This window comes from Anaerococcus nagyae (genome assembly GCF_017874535.1).
GTDB classification, from domain to species: domain Bacteria; phylum Bacillota; class Clostridia; order Tissierellales; family Peptoniphilaceae; genus Anaerococcus; species Anaerococcus nagyae.
This window is the reverse complement of the sequence record NZ_JAGGLS010000001.1, coordinates 25819-50894: the sequence shown is the minus strand read 5'-3', so window position 1 is coordinate 50894 and position 25076 is coordinate 25819. Positions and strand designations below refer to the sequence as shown.

The 25076-nt window shown below is 31.3% G+C and carries 22 protein-coding genes, 1 tRNA gene and 1 pseudogene; 19 read left to right on the top strand and 5 right to left on the bottom strand.

The window, feature by feature from the left end:
• Positions 1–6 precede the first annotated feature (6 nt).
• The 3 genes from J2Z39_RS00230 to J2Z39_RS00220 all read right to left on the bottom strand — a co-directional run bounded on the left by J2Z39_RS00230 (position 7) and on the right by J2Z39_RS00220 (position 3326).
• The gene (locus J2Z39_RS00230; protein WP_209813158.1) at positions 7–1515 is read right to left on the bottom strand and encodes an NAD(P)/FAD-dependent oxidoreductase; all 1509 of its coding nucleotides are present in this window, start codon (positions 1513–1515) and stop codon (positions 7–9) included.
• Positions 1516–1642: 127 nt separating this feature from the next.
• Positions 1643–2362 carry an MIP/aquaporin family protein gene (locus J2Z39_RS00225; protein WP_117522296.1) on the bottom strand — a complete coding sequence of 240 codons (720 nt, stop codon included), beginning with the start codon at positions 2360–2362 and terminating at the stop codon, positions 1643–1645.
• A 145-nt stretch (positions 2363–2507) separates the two neighbouring features.
• The gene (locus J2Z39_RS00220) at positions 2508–3326 is read right to left on the bottom strand and encodes an AraC family transcriptional regulator (protein WP_117522297.1); all 819 of its coding nucleotides are present in this window, start codon (positions 3324–3326) and stop codon (positions 2508–2510) included.
• 124 nt (positions 3327–3450) lie between these two features.
• On the opposite strand from J2Z39_RS00220, the gene J2Z39_RS00215 reads away from it, so the two are divergent.
• The 9 genes and pseudogenes from J2Z39_RS00215 to J2Z39_RS00175 all read left to right on the top strand — a co-directional run bounded on the left by J2Z39_RS00215 (position 3451) and on the right by J2Z39_RS00175 (position 16581).
• Entirely contained in the window at positions 3451–5955 is a 2505-nt protein-coding gene (locus J2Z39_RS00215) for a glycoside hydrolase family 31 protein (RefSeq protein WP_209813157.1), read from the top strand.
• Entirely contained in the window at positions 5955–6959 is a 1005-nt protein-coding gene (locus J2Z39_RS00210) for a TRAP transporter substrate-binding protein (protein WP_209813156.1), read from the top strand. The genes J2Z39_RS00215 and J2Z39_RS00210 overlap by 1 nt, the downstream gene beginning before the upstream one ends.
• Complete coding sequence (locus tag J2Z39_RS00205; RefSeq protein ID WP_117522300.1) at positions 6959–7561, top strand: TRAP transporter small permease; 603 nt, start codon at positions 6959–6961, stop codon at positions 7559–7561. The genes J2Z39_RS00210 and J2Z39_RS00205 overlap by 1 nt, the downstream gene beginning before the upstream one ends.
• 8 nt (positions 7562–7569) lie before the next feature.
• Positions 7570–8868, top strand: a complete 1299-nt coding sequence (locus J2Z39_RS00200; RefSeq protein ID WP_209813155.1) for a TRAP transporter large permease — start codon at positions 7570–7572, stop codon at positions 8866–8868.
• An 83-nt stretch (positions 8869–8951) separates the two neighbouring features.
• Positions 8952–10142: a BMP family lipoprotein gene (locus J2Z39_RS00195; RefSeq protein WP_209813154.1), complete on the top strand. Its 1191-nt coding sequence runs from the start codon at positions 8952–8954 to the stop codon at positions 10140–10142.
• 233 nt (positions 10143–10375) lie between these two features.
• Positions 10376–11899 carry an ABC transporter ATP-binding protein gene (locus J2Z39_RS00190; RefSeq protein WP_209813153.1) on the top strand — a complete coding sequence of 508 codons (1524 nt, stop codon included), beginning with the start codon at positions 10376–10378 and terminating at the stop codon, positions 11897–11899.
• A pseudogene (locus tag J2Z39_RS00185) lies at positions 11899–13008 on the top strand (ABC transporter permease); the annotation flags it as partial. The gene J2Z39_RS00190 and the pseudogene J2Z39_RS00185, both read left to right, overlap by 1 nt.
• Before the next feature lie 206 nt (positions 13009–13214).
• Positions 13215–14147 carry an ABC transporter permease gene (locus J2Z39_RS00180; protein ID WP_117522305.1) on the top strand — a complete coding sequence of 311 codons (933 nt, stop codon included), beginning with the start codon at positions 13215–13217 and terminating at the stop codon, positions 14145–14147.
• An 85-nt stretch (positions 14148–14232) separates the two neighbouring features.
• Positions 14233–16581 carry a zinc ribbon domain-containing protein gene (locus tag J2Z39_RS00175; RefSeq protein WP_209813151.1) on the top strand — a complete coding sequence of 783 codons (2349 nt, stop codon included), beginning with the start codon at positions 14233–14235 and terminating at the stop codon, positions 16579–16581.
• Positions 16582–17207: 626 nt separating this feature from the next.
• On the opposite strand, the gene J2Z39_RS00170 is transcribed toward J2Z39_RS00175, so the two are convergent.
• Positions 17208–17284: transfer RNA gene (locus J2Z39_RS00170), tRNA-Pro, on the bottom strand.
• Between the two features lie 165 nt (positions 17285–17449).
• Here J2Z39_RS00170 and J2Z39_RS00165 point away from each other — a divergent pair.
• The 10 genes from J2Z39_RS00165 (at position 17450) to J2Z39_RS00120 (ending at position 24778) form a co-directional block, all read left to right on the top strand.
• Positions 17450–17704: a barstar family protein gene (locus J2Z39_RS00165; protein ID WP_117522307.1), complete on the top strand. Its 255-nt coding sequence runs from the start codon at positions 17450–17452 to the stop codon at positions 17702–17704.
• Position 17705: 1 nt separating this feature from the next.
• Entirely contained in the window at positions 17706–18056 is a 351-nt protein-coding gene (locus tag J2Z39_RS00160) for a GntR family transcriptional regulator (RefSeq protein ID WP_117522308.1), read from the top strand.
• Positions 18049–18747: an ABC transporter ATP-binding protein gene (locus J2Z39_RS00155; RefSeq protein WP_209813150.1), complete on the top strand. Its 699-nt coding sequence runs from the start codon at positions 18049–18051 to the stop codon at positions 18745–18747. The genes J2Z39_RS00160 and J2Z39_RS00155 overlap by 8 nt, the downstream gene beginning before the upstream one ends.
• A 2-nt stretch (positions 18748–18749) precedes the next feature.
• The gene (locus J2Z39_RS00150) at positions 18750–19466 is read left to right on the top strand and encodes a hypothetical protein (RefSeq protein ID WP_117522310.1); all 717 of its coding nucleotides are present in this window, start codon (positions 18750–18752) and stop codon (positions 19464–19466) included.
• 9 nt (positions 19467–19475) lie between these two features.
• Positions 19476–20219: an NAD-dependent protein deacylase gene (locus J2Z39_RS00145; RefSeq protein ID WP_209813149.1), complete on the top strand. Its 744-nt coding sequence runs from the start codon at positions 19476–19478 to the stop codon at positions 20217–20219.
• Positions 20209–20583: a zinc ribbon domain-containing protein gene (locus J2Z39_RS00140; RefSeq protein WP_117522312.1), complete on the top strand. Its 375-nt coding sequence runs from the start codon at positions 20209–20211 to the stop codon at positions 20581–20583. Before J2Z39_RS00145 ends, J2Z39_RS00140 begins: the two co-directional genes overlap by 11 nt.
• A gap of 62 nt (positions 20584–20645) precedes the next feature.
• The gene (locus J2Z39_RS00135) at positions 20646–21827 is read left to right on the top strand and encodes a coenzyme F420-0:L-glutamate ligase (RefSeq protein ID WP_117522313.1); all 1182 of its coding nucleotides are present in this window, start codon (positions 20646–20648) and stop codon (positions 21825–21827) included.
• 14 nt (positions 21828–21841) lie between these two features.
• Positions 21842–22804, top strand: a complete 963-nt coding sequence (locus J2Z39_RS00130) for a YitT family protein (protein ID WP_425353058.1) — start codon at positions 21842–21844, stop codon at positions 22802–22804.
• Between the two features lie 9 nt (positions 22805–22813).
• Positions 22814–23644 (top strand): glycosyltransferase family 8 protein, encoded by an 831-nt coding sequence (locus J2Z39_RS00125; RefSeq protein WP_209813148.1) that lies wholly within the window; start codon positions 22814–22816, stop codon positions 23642–23644.
• A gap of 60 nt (positions 23645–23704) precedes the next feature.
• Positions 23705–24778, top strand: a complete 1074-nt coding sequence (locus J2Z39_RS00120) for a hypothetical protein (protein ID WP_209813147.1) — start codon at positions 23705–23707, stop codon at positions 24776–24778.
• 73 nt (positions 24779–24851) lie between these two features.
• Here J2Z39_RS00120 and rd read toward each other — a convergent pair whose 3' ends face one another.
• Positions 24852–25010 (bottom strand): rubredoxin, encoded by a 159-nt coding sequence (gene rd, locus J2Z39_RS00115; RefSeq protein WP_019190929.1) that lies wholly within the window; start codon positions 25008–25010, stop codon positions 24852–24854.
• Positions 25011–25076: the final 66 nt, after the last annotated feature.

Below are 25076 nucleotides of genomic sequence, written 5' to 3'. Positions count from 1 at the left end.
TCTTGTTTATTTTTCTTCCTTTTTTTCTATTTCTTTTCTATTTGTATCTTGCATTTCTTTAATTAGTTCGTTTATACGCTTTTTGTTTAGCCTTGATAGACCGCTTCTTTCGCTATCGAACTTTTCGTCATATGGCTTTTTGCCCATTTCATCTTCCATAACTTCTAAAACTCTTGGTTTACAGAATTGACCTTGGCAGAATCCCATTCCTGCACGTGTTCTTCTCTTTACTGCATCTAGAGTTTCTACTGGTATGCCTCTATTCATTGCATCTCTAATTGTTTTTTCTGTTACTTGTTCGCAACGGCAGACAATTCTTTCTGGATCCCCTAATGGTAGGTTGACTTTGTCTTTAATCTTGTTCATATCTTCAAGTTCTTTGTATTCTATAATTGGATCTCTATGTGGATCATAATTTGGATCCTCTTCTAGATTTAGGCCACTATCTTTTAGTATGCTCTCTACAATTTTAGCGATTTCTGGACTTGATGTGATTCCTGGTGACTGGATGCCAACAACATTTATAAACCCTGGAACATTGCTTTCTTCTATGATAAAGTCATGGGTTGAGCTTGCTGGACGCAAGCCAGTGAAAGATCTGATGAATTCTCTTAGATTTATTACATCATCTTTTACAGATTTTTGAGCTTCTTCATATATATACATTAGTCTATCTTCATGGGTTGATAAGTCTATTTCTTCTTCGTCTATAGCATCTGGTCCTAGAAGTAGGTTTTGGTGGAAAGTTCTTGTGGCAAGTATACCTTTTGATTTTTCTGTTGGTACTTGAAATAACACGTTGTTTATTTTTTTGCCTGTTCCTTTTTGGAAAATTAAGTATTCACCACTTCTTGGGTGGATATCAAAGTCTGTTTCTGCTATCATTTTTGAAACTATAGCACCTTCAAGGCCTGAAGCATTTATGACATATTTTGCTTCTAATTCTTTATCGTTTTCTGTTTTTACAACAAAATGATCATCATCTTTTTTTATGTCACACACTCTAGAGTTTAGGAAAAGTTCTGCCCCATTTGCTACAGCATTTTCTACTAAAGCTATTACATACTCATATGGTGAACATACACCTGCACCCTTGCACCATAAGGCTGCAATAGCATCGTCGGAAACATTTGGTTCTATTTCTCTAAGTTTTTCTTGATCGATGATTTCCATATCTGGTAAACCATTTTCTATACCCATATCATAGAGCTTTTGTAGGGCATCTTTGTCTTCTTCTTCAAAGGCTAATACTAGTGAACCATTTGCAACAAAACCAAAGTTTAACTCCTTGTTTAATTCTTCAAATTGTGTTCTGCCTGGATAGCAAATTCTACCGCGGAGCTCCTCATGTGGTTCTGCATAACCACCGTGCACTATAGCTGAATTAGCCTTACTGGCACCCATAGAAACATCAACATCTTTTTCTACTATTGCTATATCTAGCTTATATCTTGATAGACGACGAGCTATTGAAGCTCCAGATACACCAGCGCCTATAATTAAAACATCATACATATATATTCCTTCTTTCTCTAAATAATTTATAATAATAAAAGGGCAAGTATATTATAATACTTACCCTCTTTAGCTATATTTCTTATATAATAATTATACAATAAGAAGAAAAGCTATCAATAATTAATTAAAATATCCAGTTATAGCAAAGTACTGCTATTAATCCACCAACTATTGGTGCTATGACAGGAATCCATGAATAGTCCCACATAACATCTGCTTTTTTATCAAATGGAAGTATTTGATACATAATTCTAGGTCCAAGATCACGAGCTGGGTTAATAGCATAACCTGTTAATCCACCTAAACTCATACCAACAGATACTATAAGACCGTTTACATATAAGAAGTTCATTCCAACATCGCTAGCACCTGCTACATTGCCAAAACCTAAGATTGCAAATACAAGCACAAATGTTCCTACCATTTCTGAAAGGAAGTTTCTTCCAGTATTTTTGATAGAAGGAGCTGTACAGAAGCATCCGCGTACTATTGCTGGGTCTTCTTGGCAAGCATCGTTAAAGTGATCTTTGAATAATAGATAGACCATCAATGCACCAAGCATAGCGCCTAGCATTTGTCCAAGTATGTAATAGAAGACTGTGTTCCAAGCAATATCACCTTTAAATGCAAGTGCAATAGTTAAAGCAGGGTTAAAGTGAGATCCACTCATTGCACCAAAAATGGTTGCAGGAATCATTACTGCAAGACCCCAAGCTAAAGTAATTTGAACAGGGCCACCTTGAAACATTCCAGATTTACGTGTAAGTACGTTAGCAACAACACCATCACCTAATAAAATCAATAAAAAAGTACCAACGAATTCTGCCACAAAAATATCTCTCATAATATCCTCCTTGCTCTAGAACGCAAAAAGCGAGTGTAAAAATAATCCAACTCGCCCTCATCCTAATATATATTTGTGGAAACCTTTTCAGTTCTACACTAATTATAACATAAAAATAAATAAAGGCAATAGTAAATATATATTTTTAATAGATTTCATTATAAGTTCTTCTGAACTTTGAAGGAGATATGTTATTTTTTGCTTTGAAAGCACGATTAAAGCTTACAATATTGTTAAAACCAACTTCTGAACTTATTTGTGTGATACTTTTATTAGTCTCCATTAGTTGCTTTTCGGCTACAGTTAGCCTTGTTGTATTCAAATAATCATAGATAGTATGAGATGTATACTTTTTAAATTTCTTACACATATAATACTTGTTGAGATAGACCTCTCTAGCTATATCATCTAAGCAGATATCTTTACTGAAGTTATCATTTATGTAGTTCATGATTTTTAGAACACTCATGTCCATATTTTTATTAATAATATTTTCCTTATGCTCTATTATACTTATTAATAGTAAGTTAAATATAAGTTTGATTTTTTCGTACTCAATTTTATTCTTACTTACTGGAGTGGAGTTTAATAAGTCGAATATACAAGCTCTAGTATTAGTGGATTCTTTAGCACTGTAGCCATTATTCCCAAGAAGATAAAATCTTTCTTTGATATCTTTAGATATAAAAAAATCATCTGTGAAATAAATTAGTACACGATCAAAACTTACGTTTTCCTCTCCATACGAATAGTGTTTTATATTAGGGGCGATAATGACGAATTCATTCTTTTTAATCTTAAGTATATTGTTATTTATTACTTGAATCCTTTCTCCATCTAAAAGATAATAGATTTCATAATATGGGTGAGAGTGAGCCTTAGTCATATTTGTATTTACATCTGCTAATCTTTCTAAGGAAAAGGAGTCTCCTATATTCATATAGACGGCTGCTTTATCAAACATATGCAATCTCCTTTAATCTAAGTATAAATCAAAAGACAATATATGTAAAATATTAATCGTTTTCATACAACATCAGAATAGAATTAACCAATATTTATATATATCATTTATTTAGGAGGTTAAAATGAAACTGACTAGAAATCTTGATAAGATTACAGATAAAAGTTCCTATGTATCTTTAATATCGGAAGACAATGAAATTAGAATTTATTATCTAACTGATGATATAGTAAGAATTCGAGCAAACTTTAATGACGATTTTAAGGAGAAAAGTTATTCCTTAGTATCCACATTCTATGAAGATGAATTAGACGAATTTTTTGGGAATGAAAGGAATCGATTTGTTCCACTTAAGTATGATTTTTATAAGACAAATGATAGATATGTAATTTCTGGTGGAAACTTAAAAATAGAGATTACAGAAAGTCCTATGACTATAGGTGTTTATGATAGTTATGGTGATAAGATTTATAAGTCAATTAATGATGTGGGATTTTATGAGGATTCTAATGGAAGAATCATTAATAAATTTGAAATAAAAGACAATGATAATTTCTATGGTTTTGGCGAAAAAAGTGGTGACATAAACAAGATAATGACTAGAATGATCAACAATCCTATGGATTCTATGGGATATGACCCTAAGCATACTGATTCTCTCTATAAACATATACCTTTTTATATAAAACTAGATAGTGACAGCAAAAAGGCTAGTGGATTTTTCTATCATAATTCATTTATAAGTGAATTTAATATGGGCAAGGAAAAAAGTAATTATTGGCATAGATATGGATCATTTAAAGCCGATGGTGGGGATATAGATTTATTTATTATAAATGGACCAATGATTAATGATGTAATAGAAAGATATACGTTTTTGACAGGTAGGAGTGCATTGTTGCCAAAAAAATCTTTGGGATATTTAGCAAGCTCTATGTATTATTCGGAACTAGATAAGGATTGTGATAAGGCTATAGAAAAGTTTGTAGACATAGCAAAAAAGGAAGACTTTCCTATAGATGGATTCCAATTGTCTAGCGGCTATACAAATTATAATACTAGTCAAGGACCTAGGAGATGTGTTTTAACTTGGGATAAGCGAAGATTTCCTGCTCCAGATAATTTTTTTAAGTCAATGGATGAGAAAGGCATAGTAGTAAGTCCAAATGTAAAGCCAGGTATTCTTACTCTACATCCCGATTATAAGAGGTTTAAAGATAATAATATGTTTCTTTATGATCCTTATAAAAAGGAGGAATATATAGGCAATTGGTGGGGAGGGTACGGAGCTTTCATAGACTTTACTAATGAAAAAACTCGCGATAAATGGAAAAGTATGCTCAAAGCAAATCTTATAGAAATGGGCACAGCATCTGTTTGGAATGACAATTGTGAATATGACTCTGTATTTGATGATGATGTAATGTGTGATTACGAAGGAGAAGAAGTTCCTATTACAAGAAATAGAGTTGTTATGAGTAATATTATGTGCAAGATTACAAACGACGCTATAAAAGAAGTCTATCAAAACACTCGACCATTTGTTGTATGCAGGTCTGGCCATGCTGGTATACAAAGATATGCTCAAACTTGGGCTGGGGATAATTTTACTAGTTGGGATAGTCTAAAGTACAATGTTGCGACAATTTTATCTATGGGCTTATCTGGTGTATCTAACCAAGGATGTGATATCGGAGGATTTTCTGGCTCTGCTCCTAGCGAAGAACTATTTGTAAGGTGGGTTCAAAATGGTATTTTTCAACCACGTTTTTCTATACATTCTGCAAGTAATGATAATACAGTCACAGAACCTTGGATGTTTGATGAAATTAAGGATATCGTAAGGGACGCTATGAATTTACGATATGCACTGTCTCCATACCTATACTCTCTTATGTATAGAGCTAGTGAGTGTGGTCTGCCAATAATGCAAGCAACTTTTTCTCTTTATCAAGAAGATCCAAATACTTACAATAATGGAATGGATTTTTTTGTAGGTGATAGCTTATTTGTATCAAATATTTTAGAGGAAGGTCAAAATAAGCATAGGGTTTATTTTCCTGGAGAAGATGAAGAGTATTATGATTTTTATACTAAAGAAGTGTATAGGGGCGGTCAAAGTTATGACTTTGATGTGAACTTAGAATCTATACCTATATTTGTAAAAAAAGGCTCTATTTTACCTATATCTAAAACTAAACTAAGAAACTTAGGGAATGATGAAGTTAAGGATTTATATATACTAATTGCAAATGGTAAAAACAATGAATTTATAATGTATGAAGATGATGGTAAGACCTATAACTATAGAAATGGAGACTACCTAAAAACATTGATTAGTTTAGATGCTGGTAAAAAAACATATATAAATTTCAAAAAAGAAGGTAAGTACAAATCATCTATAGAAAATATAGATTTAGAAATTATTAATAAAGAAAAATCTCCATATTTTGTTAATATTGATGGAAAAGAAATAGAACATTATTTAAACAAGAGATTATTTGATAAAGCAAATGAAGGTTGGTATTATAACAACTCATCTCGTTCGGTTTTAATAAAATATGCAAATTTAGATAAAGATTATGAAGTTTTAATATCATTTGAAGAATTTGATTTGGTAGGTATGTAATGAAAAGGATTTTATATTTTATTTTAAGCTTATTTTTAGTAGTGGGGTTAAGTTCTTGTAATCAGGAAGATGATGGAAATGAAACTACTACACTTACATTAGCTCATTCTTTAAGCCAGGATCATCCTGTACATATAGCCCTTGAGGAATTCGCTAAAGAAGTGGAAGAAAAGACTGATGGACGTTATAAAGTGAAAATATTCCCTAATGGACAGTTAGGAAGTGAAAATGAATCTATGGAACAAATATTAGCGGGTGTACTTTCTATGGCAAGAGTTGCATCCCCTAGTCTTGCAACTTATGAAAGGGGGTATGATACTTTTGGTCTCCCTTATATTTTTAATGATACACAAGACTATTATAATATAATGGACTCTGATGAAATAAGAGATTTTTTTATGTCAAGTGAGGATAAAGGATTTTTAACTTTAACATATTATGATTCAGGAGCTCGTAGTTTTTATACAAAAAATAAAGCTATTAGAACTCCTGATGATTTAAAGGGACTCAAGATAAGGGTGCAAGATATGAAAAGTCAAACAGAAATGGTTAATCTTTTAGGCGGAACACCAGTAGCCATGGGTTATGGTGATGTTTATACATCCCTTCAAACTGGAATTATAGATGGAACAGAAAACAATGAAACCGCTTTAACTATTGGAGGGCATGGTGAAATAGCAAAAGTTTACTCAAAAGATGAACACGCTATGATACCAGATGCACTAGTAATATCTTCTGAGATTTGGGAAAAAATAGATGCTAAGGATCAAGAAGTTATATTAGAAGCTGCAAGAAATTCAACAGAACTTCACAAAAAATTATGGGCTGAGTCAATAAAAGAAGCTAGAGAAACAGCTGAAAAGGATATGGATGTTGAATTTATAGATGATATAGATAAGACACCATTTATAGAAAAAACCAAACCATTAGTAGAGCAATATAGAAAAGATTACAAAGAAGTTGATGAATTGTTAACTACTATTGAAAAAGTAAGGAGTAAATAATGGATAAAACCTTTTACAATCTAAAAAGAGGGCTTATATGGTTACTTTCAAGACTTTCTGCTATATTGCTTTCTGTTATGACTATATTAATCATATACCAGGTTTTTACAAGATATATTTTAAATAATCCTGCAGATTTTACTGAGGAGATTATAAGATATATGTTGATATGGATAGGGTTTATAGGGGCAGCTTATGGATTTTTAACTCGTGAACATATGTCTTTAACATTAATACCTGATAGGGTTAATTCAAAGTCTCAAAAAAGAATAAGAGTTCTTATAGATTTATCAATCCTACTTGTAGCTCTTTTTATAATAGTTATAGGAGGATTTAAATTAGTACATTCTGCTAGATCACAGAGATCAGCCTTATTAGGTATTCCTAGATCTTTAGTTTATATTGTTGCCCCGATCAGTGGTATTTTTATAGTTTTAGCTCAGATAATAAATTTATGGGAATCGTGGACTGGAAAGAAAGTTGCTTCTAAGTATTATGAAGCTAATCAAGAGAAAAGAAGTGAAGATTTTTCGTTTCAAAAAGTAGATAAGACAACAAATTTAGATAAAAATAGAACTTCATACGAAGGCAACTTAGATTAGGGGGGATTATGTCAATAGGAATGACAGCACTAGCACTATTTTTGATATTTTTTATATTTTTATTTATTGGAGTACCAATATCAGTTTCTATACTCCTGTCATCTATAGCTACAGCTATTTTATCTGGATTAACTTGGAATCATATCCAATTTATAGCTATGCAAAAAATGAATTCGGGAATAGAATCATTTTCACTTTTGGCTGTACCTTTATTTATATTAGCTGGAAATATAATGAATAATGGAGGTATAGCTCGTAGGCTTATAAAATTCTCAGAGTTATTTGTTGGTAATATTAGAGGATCATTAGCTCATGCAAATGCATTAGGAAATATATTTTTTGGAGCATTATCAGGATCAGCAGTTGCAGCGGCATCAGCTATGGGAGGAACTATATACCCAGTACAAAAAGAACAAAGCTATGATAAAGAAATAGCCACAGCTGTTAATATTGCTTCAGCTCCGGCAGGCTTATTGATTCCACCAACTTCTGCACCTATTGTGTATTCAACAGTTGCAGGTGGAGTTTCAATCTCTGCTATGTTTATGGGAGGATATATACCTGGAACAATAATGGGTTTGATTGCCATTTACTTTGGATATAGATATGCAAGAGAGCATAATTATCCAGTAAGTGGTCGACCAAAAAAACCAGGAAAAGTTATACTTGATGCTCTACCATCTTTGCTAATGATATTAATAGTTATAGGAGGAATTGTAGGAGGCATTTTTACAGCAACTGAAGGAGCTGGTATATCAGTTCTATATTCGTTGATACTTTCTATACTATATAAGTCTATTAATTTAAAAACTCTTCGACAAATCCTTCTAAAGACTGCAGAAACTTCTGGAGTAGTTTTGTTTTTGATTTCTGCATCTACAGTGATGAGTTGGGTAATGGCTTATACTGGTATCCCTCAAGCAATATCCGATGGTATCTTAGGTCTAACAAATAATAAATATGTTATTCTATTGCTTATGAATATAATCTTATTACTTGTAGGTATGTTTATGGATATAACACCTGCTATATTAATATTTACACCAATATTTTTACCTATTGCAGAGTCACTAGGTATGAATGCTATACAATTTGGTATAGTATTGATCTATAACATGTGCATAGGTACCATGACACCGCCAGTTGGATCTGTGTTATTTGTGGCAAGTGGAATTACTAAAGTAAAGATAGAAAATTTAGCTAAAGTTTTGCTGCCGTTTTTACTAGCAAACTTAGTAGTACTATTATTAATAACTTTTATACCTCAAATTATTATGTTCCTTCCTGAAATTATGGGGCTTATATAATTAGTTAAAAAATGTTATTTATAGACAAAGGTTAACATTTATAATAAAATATAATTATAAGTAAATAATTTTTGGAGGAAGAGATGAAAATTAAAAACTTTATGTCATTAGCAGCAGCACTATCATTATCAGTAGTACTTGCATCTTGCGGTAATGATACAGCTAATAAAGAAACAAAAACGAATGATAACAAAGCAGCTGTTGAAGAAAAAGTAGATGAAACTGAAAAGAAAGATGAAGATACAAAAGTAGATGATACAGCCGATGAAGCCGAAGAAGATAAAGATACTGAAGAGGGTGATAAGACTCCATCTGAAGATGCTGTTTCAGTAACAATGGTAACAGACTTTGGTGGTATAAATGACAAATCATTTAACCAATCAACATATGAAGGATTACAAAAAGCTGATAAGGATGGCACAGCTACATTTGATTATATAGAATCTCACAAAGAAGATGATTATGTGCCAAATCTAGAATCTGCTTTGGATTCAGAATCAGATATCATCCTTACAGTAGGATATGCTTTATTTCCAGCTACAGATGAAGCAGCGGAAGAAAATCCAGAACAAAACTACGTTATTATTGATAACAAAAATCTTAACGACAGAGACAACCTTCTTGGAGTAACATTTGCAGATCATCAAAACTCATTCCTTGTAGGATATATAGCTGGTATGACTAGTGAAACTAATAAAGTTGGATTCGTTGGTGGACAAAAAAGTGAAGTTATAGATAGATTCGAATATGGCTATAGAGCTGGTGTAGCTCAAGCATCTAAGGATAAAGGCGAAGACATTGATGTAATCGTTCAGTATGCGAATAGTTATAGTGACCAATCAGCTGGTAAAAATATCGCTAATAAAATGTACCAAGATGGAGCTGATGTAATATTCCATGCAGCTGGTGGTGTAGGAATAGGTGTTATCGAAGCAGCAAAAGAAAATGATAAATGGGTAATCGGTGTAGACCGTGACCAATCTGATGAAGCTCCTGATAATATGCTAGTTTCTACAATCAAAGGCGTAGGTGAAGCTGTTAATAGTGTAATAGATGAATATGCTAAAGGAAACTTCAAAGCAGGAGACCAAGAATTTACTTTAGCTGATGGAGATGCTGTAACAATTGCTTATCCAACTACAAATGATTTAGTAAGTAAAGAAACAAAAGATAAAGTCGAAGAAATCAGAAAAGATATCGTAGATGGTAAAATCGAAGTTCCAGAGAATGAAGAAGAAGCTATCGAACAAGGATGGATTAAAGAAAATAAATAATTTTTACTTCTTAATATAATGGTTGGTATATATTATTAACTCGAAATATAGGATCTTTTAAGATAAATAATCGTTATAACTTATTGGAAATCTCTAATAAAGATAGACTAAGGCTGATTATTTAGTATCTTGAAAGATCCTTTTTCTTTGCAATTTATTTTCAAAAATATTCCCCTAATTAGTGGATTTATGATATTATTATATGTAGAAACTATTAGAAAAGCGAGGGTATTATGGATAAGTATTACAACGAAACTCCTGTTGTATCTATGAGAAATATTACCAAGCGTTTTGGGGATAAGGAAGTTTTATCAAATATAGACTTTGATCTCCATAAATGTGAGGTACACGCTCTTTTGGGCGAAAATGGTGCTGGTAAAACCACACTTATGAATATCCTTTATGGAATGTTTGCTCCGACGGATGGAGCGATTACTATTAATGGCAAGACATGTGCTAATATGACACCAAAAGAGGCCATAGATGCAGGAATTGGTATGGTTCACCAACATTTTATGTTAATAGAGCCTCTTACGGTTACAGAAAATATAATCCTAGGTTATGAAGAAGATACAGGGCTGTTTTTGGATAGGAAAAAAGCTCGTGAGAAAATTCAAAATCTCTCTGACGAATATAGCTTACATATTAGTCCAGATGCAAAAGTTGAGGATATATCTGTAGGTCAACAACAAAGAGTAGAGATACTAAAGGCCTTATATAGGGGAGCTGATGTACTCATATTTGATGAGCCTACAGCAGTTCTTACTCCTCAAGAGATTAAGGAGTTTATAGATATAGTAAATAAGCTTACAACAATGGATAAATCTATAATTATAATTACTCATAAACTTTCTGAAATCAAGGCTATGGCTGATTATTGTACTATTATTAGGCGTGGTAAATATATAGATAAGCTTAAAGTTGCTGATATTGATGAAAATATCTTAGCTGAAAAGATGGTAGGACGAAATGTAAGCTTTAATGTTGATAAGAAAGCTCAAGAAACTGGAGGAGTAGTACTAAAAATCGATGATTTGTGGGTTAAGGACAATCGAGGAATAGATGTACTTAAAGGTCTTGATCTAGAACTGCGTGCTGGAGAAATTCTTGGCATAGCAGGTGTTGATGGCAATGGTCAAACAGAGCTTATAGATGCAATAACTGGTATGGCTAAGGCTAATAGAGGGACAGTTATATTGAATGGTAAAGATATAACTAACGCCAATCCTCGTAGTATTATAGATACTGGCATAAACTCAATACCAGAAGATAGGCAAAAAAGAGGACTTATTCTGGAATATCCTATAAAAGATAATCTGATTTTGGAAAATGTGGAGCACGAGCCTTTTTCGAGTAAAGGTAAGTTAAATTTTAAAAATATTGAAGATAATGCAAAAAACCTGGTAGAAAAGTTTGATATAAGGCCTGATGATATTAATGAAAAAGCAGCAAGTCTATCAGGAGGTAACCAACAAAAGGTCATTATAGCTCGTGAGATATCAAATAATCCAGAGGTATTAATTGCAGCTCAGCCAACGCGTGGGCTTGATGTAGGAGCTATAGAGTTTATTCACCAATATCTAGTCGAGCTTAGAAATTCTAACAAAGCTGTTTTATTAATATCATTTGAGCTAGATGAAGTTATGGATTTATCTGATAGGATTCTTGTTATCTATGATGGAAAAATTGTAGGCGAGAGATACCCAAAAGATACAGATGAGTTTGAGCTAGGTAGATTAATGGCAGGTGGTAAATAATGGAAAATTCAAAAGAAATTAAAGCGCAAAGAAGTATTTCTCGTGGCAATAATAAGATCTTATTTACTATAATATCTATATTATTAGGACTCATAGTAGGAGCTGTAGTTTTGCTTGTATCAGGATACAATCCTCTAGAAGCTTACAAAGCGCTTATTGAAGGGATCAGTAAAAGTCCTCGTAATATAGGTTGGGCTATAGTAAACTCCACTCCAATTATACTTACAGGTCTAGGTGTATGTTTTGCCTTTAAAACGGGTTTATTTAATATGGGAGCTGAAGGTCAATTTATAATAGGTTCGGTTGTAGGATATTTAATAGCTTATGCCTTGCCTCTTCCTCCGATCCTTCATCCAATAGTAGCTATATTACTTGCTATGCTTGCAGGAGCTTTATATGGAGCTTTGGCTGGTTGGATCAAGTCGAAATTTGGTATACATGAAGTAATTTCTACAATAATGCTTAATTGGGTTGCCTTCTATTTTTCTAATTTTGTGGCTTATAAATATTTAAAACCAAATTCTATGGCGACTTTTGATGTCATTGATACTGCAAAGATTACCTTGGTCAGTAAAAAGACAGCAAAGACTATGGGACCATTCTTCTCAAAGTTTTTCAAGGCGCCTATTCATTGGGGAATAATTTTAGCCATAGTTGCAGTTATAATCGTTTGGTATATTCTAAATAAAACAGTTTTAGGTTATGAGCTTAAAGCGGTAGGACTTAATCGTGAAGCAAGTGAATACGGTGGAATAAATGCTGGTAAAAAAATTGTTCAATCAATGGCTATATCAGGTGCTATATGTGGCCTTGCTGGAGCAACACAGATTCTAGGATTTACATATGCAATATCAGTTACAAGTGCTATGGATAACTATGGTTTTGATGGTCTAGCAGTATCACTTTTGGCATCTAATAATCCAATAGGTGTGATTTTTTCTGGATTATTTTTTGGGTCTCTCAAATATGCAGGTAGCAATTTACAAAGGGTTTTAGGAGTACCATCTGAATTAATCAATATTATAATAGGTACAATAATACTCTTTACATCAGTTCCTCTAATATTTAGAATAATTAGAGCAAAGAGAAGAAATAGAAAACTAAAAAATACCGAAGTTAAAGATATAGGAGAAAAGAATCCTAAAGAAAAAGTTAATCCAACAAGGATTAGAAAAGAAAACGTTCAAAATGATTCGGTTACAAGTGATAATGTAGAAGAAAAGAAAATTGTATCAAATAATAAGTCATCTTCTAATATTATAAATGAAACTGGAGAAGACATAATTGTAAGAACAATAGAAAGTGAGGAGGAGTAATGAACTGGGTAATGCTATCGTTAATATTAGGGAATACTTTGTCAAATGCTGCTCCTGTATTAATGGCAGGTCTTGGTGGTATGATGAGTGAAAAATCTGGTGTTATAAACATCGGCCTTGAAGGCATGATGACCATTGGAGCTCTGGTAGGGGCTGTAGTTGGCTATTATCTTGGAAAGCCATGGCTTGCATTTTTATGTGGTGGTCTTGCTGGAGCTTTCTTTGGGTTAATTCATGCAATTATTTCTGTAAGTCTTGGAGGAGATCAAACTATTTCAGGTATTGCTATTAATACTCTAGGACCAGGTCTTGCTCTATTTTTAGCTAGGATGTTTTTTGATGGAGCAACTCAAACGCCATCTATTGATCTTAAAAATAAGATTCCAAGATTATTTAGAGGATCTGAAAATCAAGTTATGCAAAACTTATTTGGTCAATATGCAACAGTTTATATAGCTCTTATAATGGTATTGGTTTTATACTTATTTCTTTATAAAACAAAATGGGGTCTTAGGGTAATAGCAGTAGGAGAGCATCCAAAAGCTGCTGAGACACTTAATATTTCTGTGACAAAAACACGTTATTGGTCAGTGATATTTTCAGGGTTTATGGCAGGCTTAGGTGGAGCTAGTATGTCACTTGCAGTTGTTTCAAGTTTCTCTCAATCATTGATAGCTGGGCAAGGATATATAGCCTTAGTTACTGTTATATTTGGCAATTGGAGACCGCAAGGTGTATTAATAGGATCATTATTTTTTGGGCTTGCACAATCGATAGCAACATATTTAGGTGGATCATCTATAAATGTACCAATAGAATTTATTTCTATGATTCCATATATAGCTACATTATTAATACTAATAATATTCCAAAGAAAGTCAAAAGCTCCAAAAGCTTCTGGTAAAGCTTATTTAACAGTCGATAATTTATAACGTTAATTAATATAAACCCTATATAGGGTTTATATTTTTGTTGTTTTGTTGTATTATAATATATATAACTTTATAAGGAGTACAAATGAAATGTACTAATTGCGGTGCTCTGGTAGATGACAAATCTATTTTTTGCCCGGTTTGTGGTAATAAAATGGAAAAATCAACGGACATGCATAAAGAATATGATGATGTTATAGAAAAGTCTACCTACGAATCGGTAAAAAATAATGAAAATTTAATAGAAGAGAAGTCTCAAAACAAAAAGAGTAAAGATAATAAAGTAAGTAGCTTTATAAGTAATCTAGTTAAAAAGAATAATCAAAATTCCAAAGAAGATAAGAATATTATTAATAGCTCAGATAATAATCTAGAAAATAAAAATGATGACTTATCTAATAAAATTAATTCTTCCAAGAATATTTCAAAAAGTTCCCCTATCATTAATCAAAGTAAAGTAGTAAGTGATAAAGTAAGATATGATTCTGATACACTAAAAGATGAGATAAATAAGAAAGGCGAGAACAATCTTTCAGCTCAAGCGAGAATTGCTAATAAGATTGGTAAAGAAAAAGGATTTAATAATAACGCTGAATCTGTATTTGATATAAAATACGATGACATACCAAAAGAGTATGTGGAAGCGAGAATCGCACGACAAATTTTAAGCAAAAATCGTATTAGAGATCTTAGTTATAACAACGAAAAGGCTATAAAGAGCGGTAATATATGCGGGGTTATAAGAAATAATCAAAAGCCTAGTTTTTACACAGGGTATGATTCTAGTTATCATGTATCTACGAAAAATTTTAATGAAGAAGCTCCGCCTCCTAAAGAGGAATCATTTGAAGTAAATCCTAAGTTTAAAACTACGAGTCTTGCAGTAGTAGAAGAAGAAGCTAAAAAGAAAAAGCATAAGTTTAAATTTAAACCTATTTATCTTATTCCAATTCTTATAGTTTTGGCAGGACTTATAGCAGCTTATTTTTTCACACATAAAAAAGCTCCTCAGATTGAGGTAGACTTAAGTGACTATATAGATGTAGCTTACAATGGGGATGACGGAGCTGCAAGCCCAAGTGCTAGTATAAACACTTCTAAACTACTTTCGGATTATGGTAATCAAATAGCCTATAAGAATAAAGATAGAAAAAAAGATGAATTTTCATCAGCTGCTAATCAATTTGTTTCAGAACTTGAAAATGGGACTACTTTCCAATATAGCAAAGATAATGGGCTATCAAATGGAGAAGAAATAACGGTAGTTGCTAATATTACAGATTCCTCATTAATGGAGGATTATAATGTAATGTTTACAAATACAATGAAATCTGCAATAGTAGATAATCTAATAACTAGTGAACACCAAGATCCATTTGAATATATAGATGTATCATTTAGTGGGGAAAGTCCAAATATAAGCCTTACAGCAAATTTAAAAGAAGATGCACCAGAGTATATGGCAAATATAGAGATTGCTCCAAGTAAGACAACAGACTTATCTAGTGGAGAAGAGGTCAATGTAAGCCTGATTTATGATGAAGATGAACTTTACAAAAGCTATGGTATAAAACTTGATCCTAAGGATAAGGTCTTTACAGCACCAGGTGAAAGTAACGATGAGTCTGATGCTAATAAAGAGGACGCTAAAGATAAAAAGTCAAATAAGGATTCAGCAGACGGATACATTACTAGCATTGATAATATTGATGAAAATTTACTAGGTACTATGAAAGAAAAAGCTGGAGATCTTATTAAAAATACTTTTGCGGATAGATCTTTTACACAAATAGATCAAATTAATTACCTGGGAGCTATTACAGGATCGGATGCTAACGCACAAGAACTTAAAAATAGAGTGATGTTAGTTTATGAGATAAAAGCTAAAGAAGATTATGAAGGCAAGTACACTAACGATTACACTTACTATAGCTTTGTAGAATATCAAAATGTAAAAGATAAAAAAGGTGAAGATGGATCTTTCTATACAGAAGGGCCAATCACTACAGACAATGAAATCTTTCATAAGTTCTTTGTGGAAGATGATTACACTTATTATGAAATCCCATATTATGGATTTGCCTTTTTAGAAGAAGTTATAACAAGAGTAAATAATGCTCTATCAGGGCTAGATATTGATGATTCAATAGCAGAAGATGTTTCAAAATATTTTGAAAAAAGTGATGGTGTTGCTGGTGAATATCAAGGCGATAACACTAGACTTTCGCTTAAGAGCGATGGAACACTAAAATATAAAATAGATCAAAGGGTACACCAAGGAATATGGAAAGAAGATGGATCAGATGTAACCCTTACAATTCAAGGAGTTAATGTAGATACACCAATTAATGCGAAATTTGAAGATGGAGCTTTAGATGTTTCAGAACAAGGTGAAATGCAAGGACAAACTTTTAATAAGATGAAGTCCTTCTGATTATAAATACTCTAACCAAGTAAAGGTTAGAGTATTTTTTATGCGGATTTACCCATTTCGATTGGAACGGAGCGGAATGGAGAAATCTCTGGTAATACTAAGGTATTGAGATCTCTCCGTGCATTCGCTACCGCTCATTTAGTCGAGATGGTATATTGGTATTCATGATTATTTTATTAAACATATGAGTGAAAAAGCTTACCCATTTCGACCGTAGCGGAGAAATCTCACGGTTCTATTTATATGTTCCTTATACTTACTTAGTTAAGATTTTAAATTATTAATAAGATATAAAAAATGCGATTATTTCGACTGAAGGCAGAAAGCGGAGAAATTCCAATAGATCTCTTCATACATTCGTTTCATTCATTTAATCAAGATTGGCTTTAGCTTAATTTAAATTTTAAATTATTAATAAAATATAAAATATATTACCATTTCGACCGAACGTAGTGAGCGGAGAAATCTCGTGAGATCTCTTAATGCGTTCGTTCTACTCTTTTAGTTGATATGCGATATAGCATAATTTAAATTTCTCAAAGCCAGTGCTAGCAAAATATGATTAAATTCCAAAATAAGACAAAAAAATAAGAATCTAAGTCTAAAACCTAGATTCTATAATTCTATGGTCGGGGTGAAAGGATTCGAACCTTCGACCTCATGTTCCCAAAACACGCGCGCTACCAAGCTGCGCCACACCCCGTTAAGTGATTACTAATTAAGTATACGATATATAAATTGCTTTGTCAAGTATTTTTTTGATTTTTCTAAAAAATACCTATATTTATTTAATGGCTTTTAGAAAGTCTGTTATAATAATACCATAAGTAAGAAAAAAATCAAAATAAAAAATCTGAAAAGGAAAGTTATGATAGAAATAGATGCAAATGATTTTAAAGACAAAGAAACTGTGTATAAAATTTTAAATGAAAAATGCGACTTTATATATTATGTCCAAAATCTAGATGCCCTTTATGATCAACTTGTAACTAAAGATAATGAAATAAAGATTATTAATTTTAGACAGATATTTTTAAATCTAGGTGATTATGGTAATATTCTAGTGAGAGTATTTATTGATGCTGTCAAAGATTATGATTCTAAAATAAGTTTGGTGTATTAATATGGCTTATAAAAGTAAAACAAAAAAAATTAAAGAATATATAATTTTAGATATACTCAAAGGAAATCTTAACTATGGTGATAAACTTCATGATAGGAAATTTTTTACTAGTCTTTTTAAGGTAAATCCCACCTATGTAGATGAGGTTTTTATGGAGCTTCTAGATGAAAACTTAATAGAAAATATAGATGGGTCTTACTATATAAAAGCAGACGAGCATCATATAATGATTTTAAGAGATGAGTATCTGAATGATTATATAAATGATTTTATAGATAATCTAGATACTATCGATGTTAGCATTGATGAAGCTATAAGAGTGTTGAATATAAGGAATATGGCTAATGGATAATTATATAGAGGTAAGAAATCTTACAAAAACTTACAAAAAAACTGTAGCTTTGGATAATTTGAATTTAGATTTAGAGAAAGGAAAAGTCTATGGGCTCCTAGGTCCTAATGGTTCAGGTAAAACTACTTTACTTAAATCTATCGCAGGACTTGCTCGCCCTGATAATGGAGAAATTATTATTTCGGGTGAAAAATTAAGTTATAAGAGTAAAAACAATATATCTTTTCTTGCTGATAAGAGATTTTTATTTGATAATTTAACAGCAAAGGATAACCTTAATATTTTTGCTGATTTTTATGATGATTTTGATAAGGAATTAGCGGAAAGACTAATGGATTATTTTAGTGTGGATCTAAAAGACAAACCCTTAAATTTTTCTAAAGGTGATTATAAAAAACTTGCTATTTGTTTAGTTTTATCAAGAGATACTGACTTATATCTACTTGATGAGCCTACTAATGGTCTTGATCCTATAAGTCTTGCTAAAGTTCAAGATTTATTAATTGAAAAGTTTGATGGAAAAAAAACATTTCTAATGGCAACACATCAAATTGAATCTATGGAGAATCTTTTTGAGGAGGTCATATTCTTAGATAGGGGTAGTATCCACCATATTGATCAAGCTAAAAATATTAGAAATGAAAATATGTCTGATATTTATGATTTTTACGATGAGATTTATTTAGGGTAGTTATGAATAATTTATTAAAATATAATTTAAAAAGTAATAAAAACGTTATAGGAAAGATAGTAATCATACAATTTATTTTCATTTTGCTAGGAGCTATGGGACGTAGTATTATTGCAAATAATGGTTCAGCAAAGACTGTTCTGCTATTAGGACTATTTATTTTTCTAATATTTAATATGTTTTATTTAATCTATTCTGTCCAAAGAGACTATTATAGAAATAGTGTAATTTTAACATATTCATTGCCACTAAATCCAGCAAAGATACTAATAGCCAAATTAATAGAGATTGGTTTAGTTTATTTATTAAACCTTTTATTTTTCTTTATATTTTTTAAGATAATAAATTTTAAGCTAAACTCATCTATAAGTTATTACTTTTTATTAGGACTTATATGGGATTTAATCTTTACTTCTATAATAAGCCTTATTATCCAGATAAAAAGGTTTGACTTAGAAGTAATGTTTTACTTTTATATAATTGGGTTATTTGTATTGATCTTATTGTTTGGATATATTATATGTAAGTACTTTTCATTAGTGATAGTAAATGGATCTTTACAAAAGGCAAATCCTATGAACTATGCTTTTATATATCCATTTGCAAGTGGAAAATATGGTCTTTATAAAAATATAACGCCGATACTTTATTATATATTGGTTCTTATTCTTGTGATTTTTGTAAATAAACTTAATTTAAGAGATAATATAGACTTATAGGAGGCTATTATGGATAATATAAAAGAGGTAAGTGAATTAATTAGAGACTCTAATAATATTGTTTTTTTCGGAGGAGCTGGAGTATCCACAGCAAGTGGTTTGCCAGATTTTAGGTCTGCAACAGGTCTTTATAATAGGGAAAATAACTCTAATTACTCTCCTGAATATATGCTAAGTCATGAATTTTTTTCTAAATCTCCTGATGAATTTATGACTTATGTAAAAGAAAATCTAATGATAGATGGAGTAGAACCTAATGATTGCCATTATGCCTTAGAAAAATTAGAAAAAATGGGAAAACTTAAAGGAATCATTACTCAAAATATTGATGGTCTCCATCAACTTGCTGGAAGTAAGAATGTTATAGAGCTTCACGGTAGTCTTGCTGAGTACTATTGCACATCTTGTGGCAAAAAATTTGACTTAGACTATGTAAATAAGTTTGATGATATAGCATACTGTGATGAGTGCAAGGGTATAGTTAGGCCTGATATAGTTCTTTACGGAGAAGGACTTAATCAAGATAATTTATCTTATGCTATAAATTTAATTAGCAATGCTGATGTATTAATAGTAGGCGGCACATCTTTAGCTGTTTATCCTGCAGCAGGGCTTATAGATTTCTATAGAGGAAATAAGCTAATTTTAATTAATATGGAAGCTACAGGCAGAGAATCAGCAGCAGATTATGTTATTGCAGATGACATAAGCAAAGTGATGAAGGAAGTAGTTGAGGAATTAGATGGAAAATAAATTTAATATAGATGAATATGGGATTTTTTTGGTTTGGACAGGGATAATTATAAGTATTATTTCCTATTTTGCTAAATCTTCATTTTTAAATTATCTAGCAGCAATCGTAGTGATTTATGCTATATATAGGTTTTTTTCAAGAAATACTACAAAAAGATCTATGGAGAATGCACAATTTAAAAATAGTTTTTTAAATCCAGTAAAAAAGTCATTTAAAGGCTTTAGAAAAAACACGGTTGGGGACAAAAACTTTAAGTATGTAGAGTGCCCTTCTTGCAATCAAAAGCTCCGTATTCCCAAAAAAAAGGGTAAAATAAAAGTTAGATGCCCTAAGTGTGGTAATAAGTTCGATGCTAGAAGTTAACTTCTAGCATCTTTTATTTTTTTTTAATAAGATGTATAATTTTTTAGAAAGGGGATTATAATATGGAAAGAATTATAGGAACAAGATCAATGGGACTACGTGCCCCAATTATTGAAAAGGGAGATAGCTTAGAAGATATAGTTTTTGATACAGTCAAAAGAGCGGTTACAAATCATAATATCACACTAAATGATAAGGATGTGGTTTGTGTAACAGAATCTCTAGTAGCACGTGCTCAAGGTAATTATGTAAGTATAGATACAATAGCAAAGGATTTAAACAATAAGTTTAAAGGAGATGAACTAGTAGTATTATTCCCTATTTTGTCAAGAAATAGATTTTCAATTATACTAAAAGCCATAGCTTTAACAGGTAAGAAATTACATATATGTTTATCATATCCACAAGATGAGGTTGGTAACTATCTTATGGATGAGATGGATTTATTTAACAGTGATATAAACCCTTATAAAGATGTCTTAGATTTAAATGAATTTAGAAAAATAGCGGGAGAATATAAGCATACTTTTACAGGCATTGATTATCCTGAGCTTTATAGCCAAATCGCACCAAATTCAGAAATTCATCTTCTAAACAATCCAGTAGATGCTTTAGAATTTTCTGACGAAGTTTTAGTCTCATCAATTCATACTAGAAATATTGTAAAAAGACAGCTTAAAGAAGCTGGCGGGAAAAACATTCTTTCTCTAGATGAAATATTAACAGAATCTATTGATGGATCTGGTTTTAATGCTGATTATGGTTTATTAGGATCTAATCTTTCAACGGAAAATGAAATCAAACTTTTCCCTAGAGATGGTCAAAAATTTGTTGCTAGTTTACAAAAGAAATTGGTAGATGAATTTGAAAAAGAAATAGAAGTTATGATTTATGGTGATGGAGCTTTCAAAGATCCGGCAGGCAAAATTTGGGAACTTGCAGATCCAGTTGTATCCCCAGCTTTTACAAAAGGACTTTTAGGTACTCCTAGTGAGCTTAAAATCAAATATATAGCTGATAATGAGTTTTCAGATTTATCTCTTGAAGAAAGAACATCGGCTATGGTAGATAGAATTTCAAAAAAGGAAAAAGAATTAGTGGGTAGAAATGAAACTTTAGGAACTACTCCTCGTCAAATCACAGATCTTTTAGGATCACTTGCTGATTTAACTTCAGGATCTGGTGATAAAGGAACACCTATAGTTTTAGTTCAAGGATATTTCGATAACTACTCTAATAATTAGTTTTTAAGGAGAATATGGTGGCAAAATCAAGCGGCCAGCAAAAAAAAGATAATAAAGCTTTTGCTAACTCTTATATAAATACTTATTTTGAAAAAAGAGCAGAAGCCAAATATAACCATGATCCTATGAATGAGCTACAAAGGTATCTTATGATGGCCTTTGCGGCTATTCTTATGGCTTTTGGAACCCATTTTTTTAAATATCCCAACTCTTTTGTAATAGGTGGAGTTGAAGGTATCAGTATTATAGCTTCAACATTTATTCCCCTTACAAGAGCTGTGCTAACTCTAATAATAAACTTAATATTATTAACAATAGGATTTTTTGTATTAGGTAAGCATTTCACTTTAAGAACAGGCTTTGTTGCGATATTAAACTCACTGACTGCTATAGCACTTGATTATATAGCTCCTTTAAATGCAGCTTTAACAGATAATAAGTTATTAGAATTAATTTTCACTCTACTTATATCAGCATTTGGATCTGCAATTTTATTTAATCTTGCAGCAAGCTCAGGTGGTACAGATATTATAGCTATGATTATAAAAAAATATTCATCCATAGAAGTAGGTAAGGCTTTATTATGTGTAGATAGTATTTTTACTATAGCATCTATCTGGGTCTTTAATGTTGAGATTGGTTTGTTGTCTGTACTTGGTCTTTTACTAAAGGGTATAATAGTAGATATTATAATTCAGTCGATGAATACGGATAAACTTTTTATAATAATAACTACAAAGCCTGATCAAGTAGGGAGTTATATAAGAAATGAACTTAATAGATCTGCTACAGTTATAGATGGGGTAGGTATATACAAGGGAGCTGAAAGATCGGTTTTTCTTTCTGCCCTATCACCCAAAGAAGCACCTAGATTTAAGGCTTATATAAAAGGGGTAGATCCATATTCATTTATTACTATAATAAATACCTCAAAGATTGTTGGCAAGGGATTTTATCTAACTAATGACCAGGATTAGGAGAAGAAATTGAATATATTAGTAAGTTGCGATACCAATTATCTAAATCCATTAAAGACAATGCTATATTCATTGTTTTTAACAAATGATAATTATATTAATATTTATATTCTTCATTCATCAATTAGTGATGAAAATATAAAAGAACTAGAAAATTATATAAAAGATAAGTCAAATGCCAAAGCAAGGCTTATTAACTTAAAAGTAGTAGACGAGTTTAAAAAAGCTCATACTACTTTTTATTATACAAGCGAAATGTACTTTAGGCTTATAGCATACAAGTATCTTCCAGAAGATCTTGATAGAATCCTATACTTGGATCCTGATACTCTTATATTAAATTCACTTATGGATTTATACGAGTCAGACTTTGAAGAAAATTATTATATGGCTGCTATCCATACCATACCAACAGTCCAATCGGCAAATAAAGCAAGGCTTATACTAACATCGGAAAAGAGTGATATAGTAAATTACTATAATTCTGGAATCCTTATGATAAATCTTAAAAAAGCAAGAGAAAAATCATATGATGATAAAATTATAAATTATATAGAACACTCACCCAAAGCAGGTCTCATGATGCCTGACCAAGACTTATTAAATGTAGTATTTAGAAATAAGATAAAAGAAATTTCAGAGTTAAAATTCAATTATGATGCCAGAAGGTATTCTACCTATAAGGTTAAATATGGTTATGAGCTAGAAGATGTTATGCTGGATACAGCAATATTACATTTTTGTGGCAAGAGAAAGCCTTGGAAAGGTAATTATGTAGGGAAGTTTAATTCTTTATATCAATTTATGTGGAAGCAAGCTGTGGTAAAAGATAATAAATAATTTTTGAATTGTGTAGTAAATAAGTGTAAAATATCAGTGTAAAGTTATGCTGGAGGAAATATGAACAAATTAAGAAGATCTCTTTGTTTCATAGTTGCTTTTTCTTTTATCACAAAATCTTATGCGACTGAAGAGGAAAGTCAAAGAGTTGAATTTAAGCAAAAATCAGATATAAAAACTGGTGATGAACTGGTAATTACAGAAGATCCAGCTGATGGTAAAAAGGAAACAACTAATATTCCTGAAAAAATTAATAAGAAATCAGAAGATAATAAAGATGTTGGTTCCCAAGAGGTAATATCAGTTAAAGTGAATAGCAAAAATGCTGGAGATAGGATTTATCCAAAAGAAGATCAGAAAGATTCTAATTATGGTAAAAATAAAGAGACAGATAATAAGAATTCCCAAAAACATAATGAAGGTCCCACTAGAGATGGTGGTAATAAGAAAAGTGATATAAAAAAAGAAACTAAAAAGAAGTCTACTGAAAATAAATACACTGAAAAATTAGATAAACCTAAAAATAGAAGAGAAGAAGAAGCAGATATAGAATATAAAGAAAATAAAATCAATAGAAAAAATAAGCCAATAAAAACATCTATACCTAAACCTAATATAAATAAAACTTCCAGTGATGGTATAAGTTATAAAGAATCAGTTGATTTAGCAAATAATATTATTTCGTCCAAAAAACTTAACAAAGAGGAATCGAAAAAAATTGAAACTGATACAAAAGATATAGTAAAAGAGTACAACAAAAAAATTGAAGCTGCAAAAACTTCACAGGAAAAAAAGGAATTAGCTAAAGAAGCTAGTGAGAAAATCAACAAAACCTTAGAGCAAACGTCAAAATTAGCCTATGATGATGCTAAAAATGAAGTTGAACCATCAATATTAGATCAAAAGAATGAGACCCTAGTTATAGAAATAGATGGTGAAGATGAAGTAGGTAGTAAGGAAGATAACTCTGAAGAGGATTATAATACTAATCCAAAAGGATTATCAAAAGATCCTAAAGTATACAAAGAAGAAAATCATTCTTATAAAGCCAAGGAAATAGCTATGGTAATATTACTTATAGTAGGACTTTCTTTAGCTTTTATTTATACATTAAAAAGACGAGAAGATAGTTAACAAATAAGCCTTATGGCTTATTTTTTATTTGCAAAAAAAATAAAGGAGGCATAGAGCCTCCTTGTTAATTTTATTATTCTTGTGGTTCAAACATATCTTTGCCTACTCCACAAACTGGGCAAACCCAATCTTCTGGAAGTTGGTCAAATTCTGTTCCTGCTTCGATTCCGTTATCAACATCTCCTTCAGCAGGATCATAAATGTATCCACATGCTGTACATACGTATTTCATACCAATGTCTCCTTTCATTGTTATTACATTTTATATTATACCCTATTTCCTAAATTTATTACATAC

Coding starts and splice junctions, on each gene's coding strand:
- J2Z39_RS00200 (WP_209813155.1), top strand. CDS start 7,570: ATGTCAATAGGAATGACAGCACTAGCACTATTTTTGATATTTTTTATA.
- J2Z39_RS00120 (WP_209813147.1), top strand. CDS start 23,705: ATGAACAAATTAAGAAGATCTCTTTGTTTCATAGTTGCTTTTTCTTTT.
- J2Z39_RS00195 (WP_209813154.1), top strand. CDS start 8,952: ATGAAAATTAAAAACTTTATGTCATTAGCAGCAGCACTATCATTATCA.
- J2Z39_RS00190 (WP_209813153.1), top strand. CDS start 10,376: ATGGATAAGTATTACAACGAAACTCCTGTTGTATCTATGAGAAATATT.
- J2Z39_RS00230 (WP_209813158.1), bottom strand. CDS start 1,515: ATGTATGATGTTTTAATTATAGGCGCTGGTGTATCTGGAGCTTCAATA.
- J2Z39_RS00150 (WP_117522310.1), top strand. CDS start 18,750: ATGAATAATTTATTAAAATATAATTTAAAAAGTAATAAAAACGTTATA.
- J2Z39_RS00210 (WP_209813156.1), top strand. CDS start 5,955: ATGAAAAGGATTTTATATTTTATTTTAAGCTTATTTTTAGTAGTGGGG.
- J2Z39_RS00225 (WP_117522296.1), bottom strand. CDS start 2,362: ATGAGAGATATTTTTGTGGCAGAATTCGTTGGTACTTTTTTATTGATT.
- J2Z39_RS00130 (WP_425353058.1), top strand. CDS start 21,842: ATGGTGGCAAAATCAAGCGGCCAGCAAAAAAAAGATAATAAAGCTTTT.
- J2Z39_RS00155 (WP_209813150.1), top strand. CDS start 18,049: ATGGATAATTATATAGAGGTAAGAAATCTTACAAAAACTTACAAAAAA.
- J2Z39_RS00180 (WP_117522305.1), top strand. CDS start 13,215: ATGAACTGGGTAATGCTATCGTTAATATTAGGGAATACTTTGTCAAAT.
- J2Z39_RS00135 (WP_117522313.1), top strand. CDS start 20,646: ATGGAAAGAATTATAGGAACAAGATCAATGGGACTACGTGCCCCAATT.
- J2Z39_RS00140 (WP_117522312.1), top strand. CDS start 20,209: ATGGAAAATAAATTTAATATAGATGAATATGGGATTTTTTTGGTTTGG.
- rd (WP_019190929.1), bottom strand. CDS start 25,010: ATGAAATACGTATGTACAGCATGTGGATACATTTATGATCCTGCTGAA.
- J2Z39_RS00160 (WP_117522308.1), top strand. CDS start 17,706: ATGGCTTATAAAAGTAAAACAAAAAAAATTAAAGAATATATAATTTTA.
- J2Z39_RS00175 (WP_209813151.1), top strand. CDS start 14,233: ATGAAATGTACTAATTGCGGTGCTCTGGTAGATGACAAATCTATTTTT.
- J2Z39_RS00205 (WP_117522300.1), top strand. CDS start 6,959: ATGGATAAAACCTTTTACAATCTAAAAAGAGGGCTTATATGGTTACTT.
- J2Z39_RS00215 (WP_209813157.1), top strand. CDS start 3,451: ATGAAACTGACTAGAAATCTTGATAAGATTACAGATAAAAGTTCCTAT.
- J2Z39_RS00165 (WP_117522307.1), top strand. CDS start 17,450: ATGATAGAAATAGATGCAAATGATTTTAAAGACAAAGAAACTGTGTAT.
- J2Z39_RS00145 (WP_209813149.1), top strand. CDS start 19,476: ATGGATAATATAAAAGAGGTAAGTGAATTAATTAGAGACTCTAATAAT.
- J2Z39_RS00220 (WP_117522297.1), bottom strand. CDS start 3,326: ATGTTTGATAAAGCAGCCGTCTATATGAATATAGGAGACTCCTTTTCC.